At 27.9% G+C, this 14,612-nt stretch carries 12 protein-coding genes; 3 read left to right on the top strand and 9 right to left on the bottom strand.

The window, feature by feature from the left end; translation table 11 throughout:
• Positions 1-113: 113 nt before the first annotated feature.
• The 3 genes from O212_RS16375 to O212_RS0105450 all read right to left on the bottom strand — a co-directional run bounded on the left by O212_RS16375 (position 114) and on the right by O212_RS0105450 (position 2,710).
• Positions 114-977: an MFS transporter gene (locus O212_RS16375; protein WP_242829560.1), complete on the bottom strand. Its 864-nt coding sequence runs from the start codon at positions 975-977 to the stop codon at positions 114-116.
• Positions 978-1,033: 56 nt separating this feature from the next.
• Positions 1,034-1,294 carry an MFS transporter gene (locus tag O212_RS16910; protein WP_024614130.1) on the bottom strand — a complete coding sequence of 87 codons (261 nt, stop codon included), beginning with the start codon at positions 1,292-1,294 and terminating at the stop codon, positions 1,034-1,036.
• Between the two features lie 180 nt (positions 1,295-1,474).
• Positions 1,475-2,710, bottom strand: a complete 1,236-nt coding sequence (locus tag O212_RS0105450; RefSeq protein ID WP_024614129.1) for an NAD(P)-dependent oxidoreductase — start codon at positions 2,708-2,710, stop codon at positions 1,475-1,477.
• A 147-nt stretch (positions 2,711-2,857) separates the two neighbouring features.
• Here O212_RS0105450 and O212_RS0105445 point away from each other — a divergent pair, with 147 nt between their 5' ends.
• Both O212_RS0105445 and rbr read left to right on the top strand, forming a co-directional pair.
• Positions 2,858-4,036, top strand: a complete 1,179-nt coding sequence (locus O212_RS0105445; RefSeq protein ID WP_024614128.1) for a class I SAM-dependent rRNA methyltransferase — start codon at positions 2,858-2,860, stop codon at positions 4,034-4,036.
• Positions 4,037-4,234: 198 nt separating this feature from the next.
• Complete coding sequence (gene rbr / locus O212_RS0105440; protein ID WP_024614127.1) at positions 4,235-4,825, top strand: rubrerythrin; 591 nt, start codon at positions 4,235-4,237, stop codon at positions 4,823-4,825.
• 45 nt (positions 4,826-4,870) lie between these two features.
• Here the strand turns inward: rbr and O212_RS0105435 are convergent, their stop codons facing one another.
• The 4 genes from O212_RS0105435 to O212_RS0105420 form a co-directional block, all read right to left on the bottom strand.
• Positions 4,871-5,437: a DUF1643 domain-containing protein gene (locus O212_RS0105435; protein WP_024614126.1), complete on the bottom strand. Its 567-nt coding sequence runs from the start codon at positions 5,435-5,437 to the stop codon at positions 4,871-4,873.
• A 42-nt stretch (positions 5,438-5,479) separates the two neighbouring features.
• Positions 5,480-6,193: a 2-phosphosulfolactate phosphatase family protein gene (locus O212_RS0105430; protein WP_024614125.1), complete on the bottom strand. Its 714-nt coding sequence runs from the start codon at positions 6,191-6,193 to the stop codon at positions 5,480-5,482.
• Between the two features lie 70 nt (positions 6,194-6,263).
• Complete coding sequence (locus O212_RS0105425; RefSeq protein WP_024614124.1) at positions 6,264-7,190, bottom strand: TIGR01212 family radical SAM protein; 927 nt, start codon at positions 7,188-7,190, stop codon at positions 6,264-6,266.
• 73 nt (positions 7,191-7,263) lie between these two features.
• Positions 7,264-8,361: a hypothetical protein gene (locus O212_RS0105420; protein ID WP_024614123.1), complete on the bottom strand. Its 1,098-nt coding sequence runs from the start codon at positions 8,359-8,361 to the stop codon at positions 7,264-7,266.
• Between the two features lie 141 nt (positions 8,362-8,502).
• Here O212_RS0105420 and O212_RS0105415 point away from each other — a divergent pair, with 141 nt between their 5' ends.
• Positions 8,503-9,567: a transporter gene (locus O212_RS0105415; protein ID WP_024614122.1), complete on the top strand. Its 1,065-nt coding sequence runs from the start codon at positions 8,503-8,505 to the stop codon at positions 9,565-9,567.
• Between the two features lie 45 nt (positions 9,568-9,612).
• Here the strand turns inward: O212_RS0105415 and O212_RS0105410 are convergent, their stop codons facing one another.
• Positions 9,613-10,845 (bottom strand): peptidoglycan-binding protein, encoded by a 1,233-nt coding sequence (locus O212_RS0105410; protein ID WP_024614121.1) that lies wholly within the window; start codon positions 10,843-10,845, stop codon positions 9,613-9,615.
• 61 nt (positions 10,846-10,906) lie between these two features.
• Complete coding sequence (locus tag O212_RS0105405) at positions 10,907-14,386, bottom strand: S8 family peptidase (RefSeq protein ID WP_024614120.1); 3,480 nt, start codon at positions 14,384-14,386, stop codon at positions 10,907-10,909.
• Positions 14,387-14,612: the final 226 nt, after the last annotated feature.

The following is a 14,612-nucleotide window of genomic DNA, read 5'->3' as shown; positions in this document are numbered from 1 at the left end:
CAAGGTATTAATATTTTTAAATTTGAGTTAATTATAGTACTTTTTGTAGCCATATAATTTTCTAAATTCAATATATTTTTTAAAGTTTAACTTTTTATAATTTTTTATTAAACTTATTTTTTATTTATATCTTTATTATCTTTTGAAATTATTTTTTTATTTTTTTTATTTATTTCATTAACTGCAAATAATAAAATTGCATAACCAACTATAACTTCAACTATTGTCAAATACCAACCTATAGAGTAACCAAATCTTCGAACTAAGAAGCCAAAAAGAATTGTACCTAATGCAAATCCTACTGCAAATAAATATGCTAATCCATGCATCCCTGGTGCTAAAATTAAAGCTACACAAGAAATTGCTTCTAATATTCCTGCAATAAACATTGTTTTAAATGTTCCAAATTTATCAAATAAAAATCCACCAGAAATATTGCCAATTAAACAGAAGAATGCAAAGAATGAACCAACTATACCAATTTCTTTGGCATCAAATCCAAGTCCATCTCTAAAAAATGCTGCATATTGAGTACTTAATGCTGATATTGAAAGTCCAACAAATAAAAATCCAATGGCATAAACCCAAAAATATTTATTTTTCTTTATTGCTTTAGCACCAAATCCATCAAAAGTTGCAACTTCTTTAACTTTTTTATTAGTACTATTAGCTTGTGATTCTAATTTTGTAATAAGTGCTGATTCATCTTGTTTTGGTAATCTAACAAATAATAATGCAATAGGTATACTTACTACTAATGAAACAATACCAAATATTAAAAAAGTATGTGCATATCCAACACCAGCTAAACAATTAGCAACTATTGGTTGTAAAAATACATTACCTATTGAACCACCAGAGAATGCAATTCCTAAAGCTTTACTTCTTTCATGACTTTCGAACCAATTGTTTACTAATAAAGGAACTCCAAGTCCTGAAAATGTAACTGTACCAATTTGTGTTATTGCTTGAAATATATAATAAGCCCAAATTGATTTTGCAAAAGCAAATCCTAAGAAACCAGCCCCAGATACTAACCTATTAAAAATAGTACCTTAGGATTAATTTTTGAATATAGTTTATCAATGCTAGGAGAACATATAGCTGACGCAAGTGCTCCTATTGTAAATATTAATGAAAATTCCCCTAAACTAAAACCTTGTCCTTTTATAACATAACTTATAAATAATGGCATTATATTTTGTGATACTCCAAATGGAATCGCTTGTAAAAGCATACACATAAATATAATTAGATACTTATGTTCTTTTAACTTTTTTATTGTAACTTCCATAAAAATCCCTCCTCTTTATTTTCTTTACCCATATTTTAGTCTTTTTCTTTTCATTAATTAATTGAATTCATTTGAATTCAAATTATTTCACTTGAAATTATTAATGTTTTATAACAAAAAAATCTATATCATAAAAAAAATGATATAGATTTTAAAGATTTTTATTATATTATGTAATTTTTATTTAGTTTCTTTACAATAATTTTCTATAGCATCTGCAACCACTTTTGCATGTGAAACTGCTTGAACTACAGTTTTTGCTCCTGTAACAACATCACCTGAAGCAAATACACCATCTCTTGTTGTACGTCCTTCTTCATCTGTTATTACAAGTCCCCATTTATTAGTTTCTAATTTAGTAGTACTTGAAACTATAACTGATCTTGGTTCTTGACTAATTGCAACTATTGTTGAATCACATTGTATAAATTCTTCTTCTCCGTCCAAAGTTTTTGTTTGAATCTTTCCATCAACTTCTATATTTTCAGTTCTAATAAATTTTATACCATCTTCTAGTATTTCAACCGGAGCCTTAAAAAGTTTAAATTCTACTCCATCTTCTTTAGCTTCTTCTATTTCCTTTTTAGTTGCTGTCATTTGATCAAAATGCTTTCTATAAACTATGTACACGTTCTTTGCACCATTTCTTTTTGCCGTTCTTGCGGCATCCATAGCAACATTTCCAGCTCCTATAACACAAACTGTATCTCCTAAATTATAAACATTTGGTGCTTTTAAATAATCAATTGCATAATGAACATTACCTAAAGTTTCACCTTTTATATTTAACTTTTTAGCATTCCACACACCAGTTCCAATAAATACAGCTTTATATCCGTCTTCAAATAATCTGTCTAAAGTTATAACTGGTCCTATCATTATATTAGGTCTTATTTTTACCCCAAGTTCTATTAACTTCTCCTCATATTTATCAACTAATGAATTTGGTAATCTATATTCTGGTATACCATATCTTAATACTCCACCAATCTTTTCATGAGCTTCAAAAATGGTAACTTTAAATCCTCTTTTTGCTAAAACAAATGCTATTGTTATTCCAGCTGGACCTCCACCTATTATAGCAATTCTATCCTTAGTTCCATTAATTTTATCAAATTTTATATTATTTAAATAATTTTTTGATACTTCTTCTTCAATTTCATAAAATTTAATTGGTTCACTTTTAATCCCTCTTATACAATGTCCTTCACATTGATCTTCATGTGGACAAACTATTGAACATATAGCTGATAATGGATTATTTTCAAATAAAATTTTTCCAGCCTCATTAAATTTTTCTTCTCTATAAAGTTCTATAATTTCTGGAATAGGTGTACTTATTGGACAAAACTCTTTACATCTAGGTTTCTTACATAACAAGCATCTATTTGCTTCTTCTTTTAAAAATAAATTCATGACGTCCTCCCAAAAAAGTTAATCTTTTTTCAATCTTTTTTATACTATATTATCATTGTGAGAAAAAAACAAGTAATTTTATTACATTAACTATAAAAAAGTTGTGTTATAATCTTTAAAGAATTATTTTGAAGGGAGCTAATACAAATGGCTAGTAAATTCTACTTACATAAATTAAGTAAAAAGGCAAAAGCTGAACAAGGTAGACCTTGGATATATACAGATGAAATAAAAGAATATGATGGTGAATATACAAATGGAGATATTGTTGAAGTTTATAATCATAAACATTATTTTATAGGAAAAGGCTACATAAATGATGCAAGTAAAATTGCAATAAGAATAATGACAAGGGATATAAACGAAGAAATAAATGAAGAATTTTTCAAAAAAAGATTTAGAGCTGCTTGGGAATATAGAAAAACTGTAATTGATACTTCTTCATGTAGATTTATATTTGGTGAAGCAGATTTTCTTCCAGGTCTTACTATAGATAAATTTGAAAATTATTACGTTATTCAAATTTCAACTTTAGGTATGGATAAATATAGAGATATTATTGTTAAAATATTAGTTGAAGAATATGGTGCTAAAGGTGTATATGAAAGAAGTGACCTTAAAACTAGGGAAATAGAAGGACTTGAACAAAGAAAAGGATTTTTAACAAAAGAATTCGATACAAATGTTCAAATAATTGAAAATGGTGTTAAATATATTGTTGATTTAGAAAACGGACAAAAAACAGGTTTCTTCCTAGATCAAAAAGAAAACAGAGCGGCTATACATAGAATTTGTAAAGACAAGGATGTTTTAGACTGCTTTACTCATACTGGATCATTTGCTCTTAATGCAGGTATAGCCGGTGCAAAATCTGTTCTTGGTATAGATGTATCTGAGCATGCCGTTGATTGTGCAACTAGAAATGCTAAACTTAATAATCTTCAAGATATTGTAAAATTCGAATGTCATAATGCTTTTGATGTATTACACGATTGGTCAAAAGAAGGCAGAAAATTTGATGTTGTAATACTTGATCCACCTGCATTTACTAAGTCAAGAAATACAATAAATGGAGCAAAAAGAGGCTATAAAGAAATAAATCTTAGAGGACTTAAAATGGTTAAAGAAGGCGGTTACTTTGTAACATGTTCATGTTCTCATTATATGTCAGAAGAACTTCTTAGAAATACAATAGCTGATGCAGCTCATGATGCTCACAGAACATTAAGACAAATAGAATTTAGAACTCAATCATCAGATCACCCAATACTTTGGAATTCAGATGAATCATATTATTTAAAATTCTTTGTATTCCAAGTTATTTAATAATATATTAACTAATTCAAATACTATACAAAATGTTAATATATATTCTTTTAAGTACTTACTTTATTAAATTTAAACTTTAATTGTTAACTTTCCAAATATTGAATATAATTATATCTTATTATATAATGAGATTAATGATTAACGAATAATAATTATCCGTAATGAATAATTATTTAATTTTAGGAGGAGTTTATAATGAAAAGTTTAAAGGGTACTAAAACAGCTGAAAATTTAATGAAATCTTTCGTAGGAGAATGCCAAGCAAGAATGAGATATACTTACTTTGCTAGTGCTGCAAGAAAGGAAGGATATCATCAAATATCAAATATATTTACTGAAACTGCTAACAATGAAAAAGAACATGCTGAGGTATTTTATAAATACCTAAAAGCTGACTTCCAAGGAGAAGCAATGAAAATTGATGCAGCTTATCCAGTAGAACTTCCTACTGATACAAAAACAAATTTAATATATGCAGCTGAAGGTGAACATGATGAAAATACAAATCTTTATCCTACATTTGCTAAAATAGCTGATGAAGAAGGATTCCCTGAAATTGCAGTATCATTTAGAATGATAACTAGAGCTGAAATAGCTCATGAAATGAGATATAGAAAATTAGCTGCCAACATAGATCAAGGTCTTGTATTTAAAAGAGATTCAAAAGATACTTTATGGAAATGTGGAAACTGTGGATTTATATTTGAAGGTGCTGAAGCTCCATTAAAATGTCCAGCTTGCTTACATCCACAAGGATATTTTGAATTATTTGTTGAAAATTATTAAAATAAATATAAAAGCCATTAGAGTATTTCTCTCTAATGGCCTTTTTTAATTAAAAAAATTATTAAATTCATCTCTTGAATCCCAAGCAAAGCAATGTTTTGGATAGCCAAATTTAGTTGATTTTCCAACTTTTAAGAAAGTTTTTTTCTTATCACTATTTAAAAAATCATATCTTATTATCTCTAAAATATCCGTTATTCTCTCTCTGTAAACCTTTTTATCAATTTTTAAAGGTTCTCCCCAAGCTGCAATTATTACATCACTATCAAAAATACATTCTTTTATTATCTCATTATTTCTATTTATATTATCTAGATATCCTTCTTCATTTAAATTATTTTCATATGAAGAAAATAGATTAACTATAGAAATACTTTTTATCCCTTTTTCAAAATAATCACAATGCTTATCATTAACAAAGTTTATTATTTTTCTTAAAAGCTTTATACAAATTCTAGAATCAACTTTTTTAGGATAACTTGATATTATAAGAACATTTGAGCCAATATCTGATAGCTCTATTTCTATTTTGTAACAATTACTCTCTGAGGAGTCCTCAACTATATTTATATTTTTCTTTTTAAAAAATTTAGGAAAATTACCCCTACCCATGCCTTTCCCCTTATTTAATTACTTTGTAAATTAATACTCAATTTACTGTATAATATGTCCATCTATATATTCTGGTACAATATTAGTAATATTTTTTTTCATAGCATATTCAACATCTTCAATTAAACCTAATTCTTTCATTACACCATAATGTCTAGCATCTTTTATAAAACTTTGAATAGTTTTATTATTTTCATAAACATATTTAGCTGTTTTTGCTATATCTGTTAAATATAAATTCTCATTTATACTTAGCATTTCATTTATTATATATCCTCCACATATAAAATCATCCATTGAAAATTCTCCATTTGTTCCTGCATTAATTATTGTAACATCTTCACCTAATTCCATAAGCTTTCTAGCAACTGCTGCTCCGTTTATTACTGAAGCTACAAAAATTCTTTTTGCATCTTTACATTTAGTTAATGTTCTTGTCCCATTTGTTGTTGTTATTATAACTGTTTTATTTTTAACAACATCTTGTGTATATTCTAATGGTGAATTTGATAAGTCAAATCCTTCTATTTTCATAGCTCGTCTTTCTCCACCAAGCACAAATTCATCTCTATTAAATCTTTCACCTTCTATTATTGCATCATCAACTGTAAGACATGGTATAACTTCTCTACATCCATTCATAAAAGCTGTAGTAATTACTGTAGTTGCTCTTAACATATCAATAACAATTACAACTTTATCTTTAACCTTACTTTCCTCTATATTATCTGCTGAAATAATTACGTCTATATTCATATTTTTCCCATCCTCATCTTTTTCTTTTTAACAATCACAAGAAAGCCCATTGGGCTTTCTTGTATTTATATTATTTAAAATCTTTTCCTTGATATATTTCATTATCAACTAATGCTTTATCTATAGCATTTAAAACTTCCCATTTTTTAAGACTCCACATTGGTCCTATTAAAAGGTCCCTTGGAGCATCTCCTGTAAGCCTATGAACTACCATATCTTCTGGAAGTATAGATATACTTTTACATATTAAATCTATATAGTCATCTTGTGATAAAAATTCTAATTCTCCTCTTTCATATAATTTAACCATAGGTGTATGTTTCATTAAATGTAAAAGGTGAAATTTTATTCCTCTAGATCCAGTTTTACTTATATATTTAACTGTATTTAGCATATCTTCTTTTGTTTCTCCTGGAAGTCCAAATATACAATGAGTTACAAAGTCAATATTTCTTTTCTTTAATCTAGAAATTGCATCTTCATATACATCTAATTTATATCCTCTATTTATTTTTCTTGCAGTTTCATCTGAAACAGTTTGAAGTCCAAGTTCTACCCAAACATATACTTCCTTATTAATCTCTTCTAAAAGATCTAAAACATCATCTCCTAAACAATCTGGCCTAGTTGCAATAGCAAGTGCAACAACTCCATCTTGTTTTAATGCTTCCTTATACTTTTCTCTTAATTCATCAACTGGAGCATATGTATTAGTAAATGCTTGAAAATAAGCTATGTATTTTCCTTCTTTCCATTTCTTATTCATCATTTCTTTTATATCGCAAAATTGCTTACCTATTGGTAAAACCCTATTTCCAGCATAATCTCCTGAACCACTTTCACTACAGAAAAGACATCCACCTTTACTTATAGTCCCATCTCTGTTTGGACAAGAAAAGCCTCCATCTAGTGATATTTTAAATACTTTTTCATTAAATTTATTTCGTAAAAAATAGTTTAAACTATGATATCTCTTACAATTCCATTCTTTCACTATGATTTCCTCCAAATTATTTATGTACTTTATAACTATAATATCATAAGTGAAATTTTATTTCCTGATGGTTTTATTATATTTTATCCATAACCTCTTTCACTAAATCTATTCTATATTTTCCTAATAAATCTTGTGATATATCGTTTCTTTCTCCATTAGTTAAAACACTTATTATAAGCTCTGTTTTTGTTGCCATTTCATAAACTATATTATATTTATCCATTGGAAATAACTTTTCAAAATCTATTTCAACTAATTTTCCATCAGGATTTTTATATATTTTAAGTCCCATTCCCTTTTTACCACTTTGTGTATACTGAACCAAAAGATCACCCTCGTCTTCAGTAAATATTAAATTTTCTATTTTACTATCTTTTAAAATATCGTAAGGTATTATTTTTTGAGCTGTTGGTTTTTCAAATACCTTTCTTAATGTGTTTTCATCAACACCTTTAGATTCACCATCTTTTCCTTGTGCTAAACTATCTTGAACATTTGCCATGGACTCTTTTTCCTGTTCCACAATAGCTATACCAACAAAACTATCTTTACCATTAGTTGTCCCAAATGCTAAATTACTTCCATCATAACTAATTCCTAACGCTGAAAATTTATCTTTTGGTATTTCCTCTTTTTTAATAGGTGGAGTAATATATTTAGGATAAGTTTCTGCTGGCAAATCATTTAATGTAAATACTAATTCACTACTTCCTGCTCCATTTATAATAGATCTTAATTCATTGCTCTTAACATATATTTCTTTTAAATTATCACTTTTAATATCTGATACTTTATATTCATTACCTAATTTAACTACCTTTACTGTAATACTATCTAAGTTTGCATTTAAGGAATTTTTATTAATTCTAGCACATTGATATTCGACATAAGCACTTAATCCAGTTTCAGTTAAATTACCTATTGAAAATGAAACTATTGGCATATCAGCTAAACTTTTCACTTTATTCTGTGTTACAAGATCTGGTGTTGAAATAGCATTTGCACCTTCAATATCATTTCTTTTAAGACAATCTAAATATATTGTTGCTGCTTTTTTTGATAATTGAATATTAAATCTATCTTTAAATTTATAATTATCCTCACTTTTTTTACATCCAACTATACATAAAATCAATATCATAATAATAACTAAAAGCCTTTTTTTATTCAAAAGAATTTCACTCCTTTACATTCCATATTTATAATTAGTTTTCCTTAGAAAATGTACCTTATTCACTTATAAATAGAATAAATCTTAAGTTTAGCTTGTATATTTGTTATTAAGAGCAATTTTATTTAAGGAGGTAACATTTTGAAAAAAGAGTTGATTAAAATATTTCAAGTTGCAGTTGTTTTTATTGGCACAGTTGTAGGTGCTGGTCTTGCTTCTGGAAAAGAAATAACTCAATTTTTCACATCATTTGGAGTAATGAGCTTTGTTTCTATAATAATTTGTGGAATTTTTTATATTGCTATGGGAACCATTATTTCAAAGATTGGTATAAAATATAAATTAAACTCTTATGGAGATGTTATACATAAGATAAGTCCAAACTTTTTTGGAAAAATTACTGGAGGAATAACAACAATTTACTTAATCTCAAGTGCATCTATAATTCTAGCTGGAAGTGGTGCACTTATTAATCAATTTTTTGGGCTTCCTAAAATAGTTGGTACATTAATTATGATGGGAATAGCTATATTTTTCTTATTCAGAGGAACTAATGGCCTAATTGAAGTAAACTCATTTATTGTACCAACACTTATATTTACAATTACTACAATAACAATACTTTATTTTGTTTTATGTAGTGAACTTATAACTTTTGAAAATATATTATCTTTTGAAGCTCCAAAGGATAAAGGCTTAATAGTATCAACAATTTTATATGCTGGCTACAATATTTTATGTTGTAGTGGTGTTCTTGTACCTTTAAGTACAAGTGTTAAAAAAACAAAAACTATGACACTTGGAGTTATTTTTGGAGCATTAGGCTTAACAATTCTTTGCCTAATGATAAATTTATTGCTTACTGTTAACCAACCATATATTTATCAATATGAAATTCCGTTATTATTTGTATCTAAGAGATTTAGCTATATATTACAAGCACTGTTGCTCATGGTTATATTATTAGAAATGTTCTCAACTGAAGTTTCTGATGTATATTCAATAAGTAAAACAATGGAATATTCATTTAAAATGAACTTTAAAAAATCAGTTCTTTTAGTAATTTTTATAGCTTTTCCAATATCACTTTTTGGATTTGGTAATTTGATTTCAACTTTGTATCCACTTTTTGGTCTTCTAAGCCTTATATTTATTTTTCAATGTTGTTTATTTTACTTTAAAAATAGAAAACAGTTAAATAATTAAAAAGAAGCACTAGGTTAAATCCTAGTACTTCTTTTTTTATAAATTTTATTTTAATTCTGCTATTCTTGTTACACCAACATATATTTCAGATATTTTATACCAAGTTCTATAATCCACTATACCTGTTTGTGGTAATCCAAATACACTTTGGAAAACCTTAACTTGATTAGCAGTTTTATCTCCATAAACACCATCTTGAGGTACTTTAGGGATTAATGGATAATTTTGAGATATTCTATTTAAATATTCTTGTGTTACTCTAACTGGTTCTCCTCTAGATCCTATTGTTAAATCATATCCTGGATAAGATTTTGGACTACCTTTTACAACTTCCGCTGTTACTAATTCAATATTATTCCCATAATAATATTTTAAAATATCAAATGATGATTTACCCTGATCTCCTAAGTCTTTACTTCCCCATTGAGTAAGCCATCCTGGACACTTAACGTTTTTACCATCACAATATTGAGTTAAAAGGGGTTGTTTTCTATCAATCCTTCTTACATATGTTGAAAATACTTCATCAACTATATTGGATATATTATCATATATATTTCTACCAAAACTAAACGCATGATCATATGCTGTAGAATTTGTTATATCAAAGGTTTTACCTTTTGATCTATACCATTCTGTATAAATTCTATTTAAAGTAAATGATATTATACAAAAAACATTTGCTCTTATTGTGTTATCTGACCAAGTTGAATATATTTCACTTGATGCAACATTTTTTATATAATCTCTATATAAAACTCTATGATTTACTCCTGATGAATTTGGTAATCCATCATGAACAATTATAAATTCTGGTACTATAGGCTTCGGAAGAACAACACCACTTGATGGAGGTGGTAATTCTTTATCTACATCTTCTGGTATCTTTTGAGGGAAATCTCCTACAAGTCTATTAGGTTGTACAACTATTACATCTGCTCTTGTTGCCCTATTCATATTAGTTTCATTTAAATTACATAATTGAAGCGCAGTTTCTACTGGATAAATTTGACATCCTTGCACTATAAATGGTTCAAATCCATTTCTCTCAACTTTAATATCGCATAAACTATATGGTATACCTCCTGTTGGAGATTGAGAGTTTTCTAAAGGAGGAGCATTAAGCTCTATAGTTTGAGTTTTTCCTGATGAATCAGTTACTAATTCAACATTTGTTTGTCTGCCATCATCTGTTGTTACAGTTACTTTGCAACCATCTAAAGGAATGAAAGTATCTCCTTTAAAACATTGTAATCTTAATCGACCCTTTTCAGCCATTAGTTACTCCTTATTATTGCTTTTATAAATAATTTATGCTTTATATTATAAATTGGTGAAATTATTTATTAGGCCTTCTAACAAACATATCTCCTAAATAAAATTCATCATATCCCCTACTTCTTATATTATCGAATATTCCTCTAATGCTAATCATTCCATATCCCCACTGCCTATTTGGATAAACATCACCTGAACGCTTTTCAGCCCCTCTTATTATATAAGTCTTCATTTTTACAGAATACATTGTTGGATCATTATTATCCACTATCCCCCATTGAAGAAGCAATGCGCAACATCCAGCAAGTACAGCCCCCCCAATTGATGAACCCGATGCAAGTTTTGTTCCTCCGCCAGGTGCTAATACAGTAGCATTTATTCCACCACAAGCTATGTCAGGTTTTTGCCTTCCATCTCTAGTATATCCTCTTCCCGAACTTCCTACTGTAGCATTATTATTTTGATTATAATGAGCAGATACTATAGCCATTTGAGATGTTGCAGGAATTGTTAAAGTTGTATATTGATTAGAATTTAAAAATTTCGTATCCTCTTCTATTAATGCTCTTTGTGGAATCCAAGCATTATATTCACCATTAACAATATAATCTCCAATTAATTTAAATTGCCAAATTCCCTCTTTTAAATCTTTCATTCTTATCTTAATAAGTTCATCTCCTGTTGTTTCTTCTGGTATTCTATATTCTATAAACATAGTAGTTCCTTCAAACACAAACTTTATTTCCTGAACTTGTTTTATTTTTGAAGGTATTTTTTCTATAACCTCCCCAGAAGGTGAAACTATAGATAAAGACACCTTATCTGGTTTATTAACCCAAATTTCTAAAAAAAGATCATTTTGTCTCCTATCAACATTAAGCTCTATATTATTTATATCTCCTGTTTTTTCTATTCTTCCTAATGTATGAGTATCTGTATTCCCCTCATTTCCAGTACAAGTTACAACTGCTAATCCCCTTCTTTTTGATATATCTCCAATAAATCTTTCAACAACAGAACTACCATCATGTGCCCCTATATTTGTTCCTAACGGTATATAAATAACAAAGGGTACATTTTTCCTTTTAGCTTCATTTAATATAAATTTTATCCCTAATAAAACATCAACATTTTCATATCTTCCTTCTCCCTTTGATGTTACTCCAAGATTTTCTAAATACTCCTCAGAAGCTTCTTTTAATTTTACAACTATAAAATCACAATCAGGTGCTACTCCAACTAAACCTGGATTTCTTCCTCTAGCACCAACTACTCCAGCAACCATTGTTCCATGTCCTATTGTATCTACACTATTAACAACTGAATATGGATCTCCTCCAGATTTACTTGTATTTATAGCTTTATTTATATCTTCCTCAGTAAAAACTTTTCCATAACCAAAACTATTTTCAGATTGATTAATATTTTCTACTATAGTCTGATCCCATAACGAGAAGATTCTTGTTGTATCATCTTCCCTCATAAATTCTTTATTCATATAATCTATTCCAGTATCTATTATTCCAACAATCACACCTCGTCCATTCAATGTAAGATATGGATTTTTATGAAACATAGGAGCGCCTGATGCTTCAACTGGAGAAATATCATTAAGTGTATATATAGATTGTGATTCACTAAAAACTATTTCTGGATTATCATTCATTATCTTTTCTAAATTTCCATCCCTAATATTAATTACAGCAAAAGTTTCATCTAATATATTTATATCTATATCTTTATATTTTGAAAGTGCTTTTTCAATATCTCCAGTGTATTCTATAACTACTCTATTATCTTTTGTCTGTCTATTTTCACTTCTCATATTGTTAATTGGAAGCTTTAATTCATTCCTAAGAATTTCAAATGAATCATAAGCACATACCGTTCCGTATCCCCAAAGAGGATTAGGATACTCTATGCTTGGTCTATCTCTTCTTGCACCTCTTACTAAATAATTTTTAAGTCTTTCTCCAAATAAAAATTTATCATTATTTTTTACTATTCCCCATTGCATAAATAAAGCAGCTATTCCAGCTATATGTGGTGTAGCCATAGATGTTCCACTTTTAGAATCAAATTCGCCAAAAGGAACTGTTGATATAATTCCTTCTCCTGGCGCTATTATGTCAGGTTTCATAAAACATTTATTAACTGCTATACCTCTACCACTAAACGGTGATATTGTATTAGTTAAATAATTATAACTCCCCACAGATATAACATTACTAACTGTCGCTGGTATTCCTAATGTATTAAATAAAGTAGGCCTTAAAAATTTGGTATTTTTATTTAATCCTTCTCTAACTGGAAGCCATATATTATATATTCCATTATAATTATTAACAACTTTAATTTTAAATCTCCATATACCACTAACTAAATATTCTCCACCAGGTATAAAACCAATTATTATCTCTCCAAGCAAATCAAAGGGTTTTGGACCAGATGAATATAATATTATTTTATCTCCATCTAAAAAAACTTCATTAAGACCACTCTTAACTTCTATTTCTTGACTCATCTTTCCTGTTGGATTAATAATTTGTACTCTTATATTAGGTAATATATCTTTATACAAAGCTAATTCTATATATGTTTCATCTTCAGAAATATTAATATCTATTGTTTGCTCTTCCCTAAGTTCACCACCAACATGATGGGAAGCATCCCCTTCATTACCAGCTGCAATTACAACTGTTATTCTTTCTAAGTCACATACAGTGCTTATATATTTTTCTAATAATGAATTTCCATTATGTGCTCCATCATTTGTACTTAAACTTATATTAACAACAAGAGGCATATTTAATTCTTTGCTTTTATCAACTAAAAATTTAAGACCTCTAAGTATTTGAGTACTTAAAGCAAATCTTCCTCTATTTGCTTTAACCATAATTATTGAACTATTAGGTGCTACCCCATAATTATATTTTGGGATATTTCCTCCTGCGCAAGCAATCCCAGCAACATGAGTTCCATGTTCTAAAAAATCTGTAGATGGAACTATACTACTTGGATTACTATTTTTTATAGCTTCATTTATTGTATTTTTATCATATACTTTTCCATCTAAACTTAAATCATATATATATTCAATTCGTGTACTTCCATCTTCACTTCTAAATCCAGGATGCATATAATCTATACCTGTATCTATGAATCCTATAATAACTCCAGAACCATCAACATTATAGCTACTTTGTGCATTTAAAATACAAGCTGCCCTATTACTTTCTGAATCTGAAATATATAATTCTTTAGGCAATTCTATATATTGTATAGTTTTATATAATTCTAATTTCGATAAATTATCCACAGGCAATGTAACTATTCCATATCCATATCCTAAATTTTCGTATTTTCCCCCTAAGTTATCCACAACTTGTGCAATGTTATCCACATTATCCCCACTTATTATGATTACTTCAACCATTTTTTTACTATCAATAACAATGCTCTTTAAATTATTTATTTTATTTACAGTGTCATCTGTCAATGATCTATAAAATTGTAGTCTTGTATCAATTTTATTAAGCATTATAAAATCCACCTTAAAATTAATTTATCTTACTATAATATGGAGTAATTATATTTTTTGATATAAAAAGTAATTATAACCTTAACTTAATTTTAAATTTATGTTCTAAAATCTTCTTATAATTTATAACAATAAAAAAAGTGGCTTATGCCACTTTTTTTTAAATACTTTCATTCTATAAAACTTATATTTTTCATATAAAAAAGTGCATCTATATTAGATGCAC

Origin of the sequence: Clostridium sp. Ade.TY, assembly GCF_000498355.1 — a bacterium.
GTDB lineage: Bacteria > Bacillota > Clostridia > Clostridiales > Clostridiaceae > Clostridium.
The sequence above is the reverse complement of the archived record's forward strand: the minus strand, read 5'-3'. Positions and strand labels throughout refer to the sequence as shown.

Coding starts and splice junctions, on each gene's coding strand:
- O212_RS0105450 (WP_024614129.1), bottom strand. CDS start 2,710: ATGAATTTATTTTTAAAAGAAGAAGCAAATAGATGCTTGTTATGTAAG.
- O212_RS0105435 (WP_024614126.1), bottom strand. CDS start 5,437: ATGGGTAGGGGTAATTTTCCTAAATTTTTTAAAAAGAAAAATATAAAT.
- rbr (WP_024614127.1), top strand. CDS start 4,235: ATGAAAAGTTTAAAGGGTACTAAAACAGCTGAAAATTTAATGAAATCT.
- O212_RS0105430 (WP_024614125.1), bottom strand. CDS start 6,193: ATGAATATAGACGTAATTATTTCAGCAGATAATATAGAGGAAAGTAAG.
- O212_RS0105410 (WP_024614121.1), bottom strand. CDS start 10,845: ATGGCTGAAAAGGGTCGATTAAGATTACAATGTTTTAAAGGAGATACT.
- O212_RS0105405 (WP_024614120.1), bottom strand. CDS start 14,386: ATGCTTAATAAAATTGATACAAGACTACAATTTTATAGATCATTGACA.
- O212_RS0105445 (WP_024614128.1), top strand. CDS start 2,858: ATGGCTAGTAAATTCTACTTACATAAATTAAGTAAAAAGGCAAAAGCT.
- O212_RS16910 (WP_024614130.1), bottom strand. CDS start 1,294: ATGGAAGTTACAATAAAAAAGTTAAAAGAACATAAGTATCTAATTATA.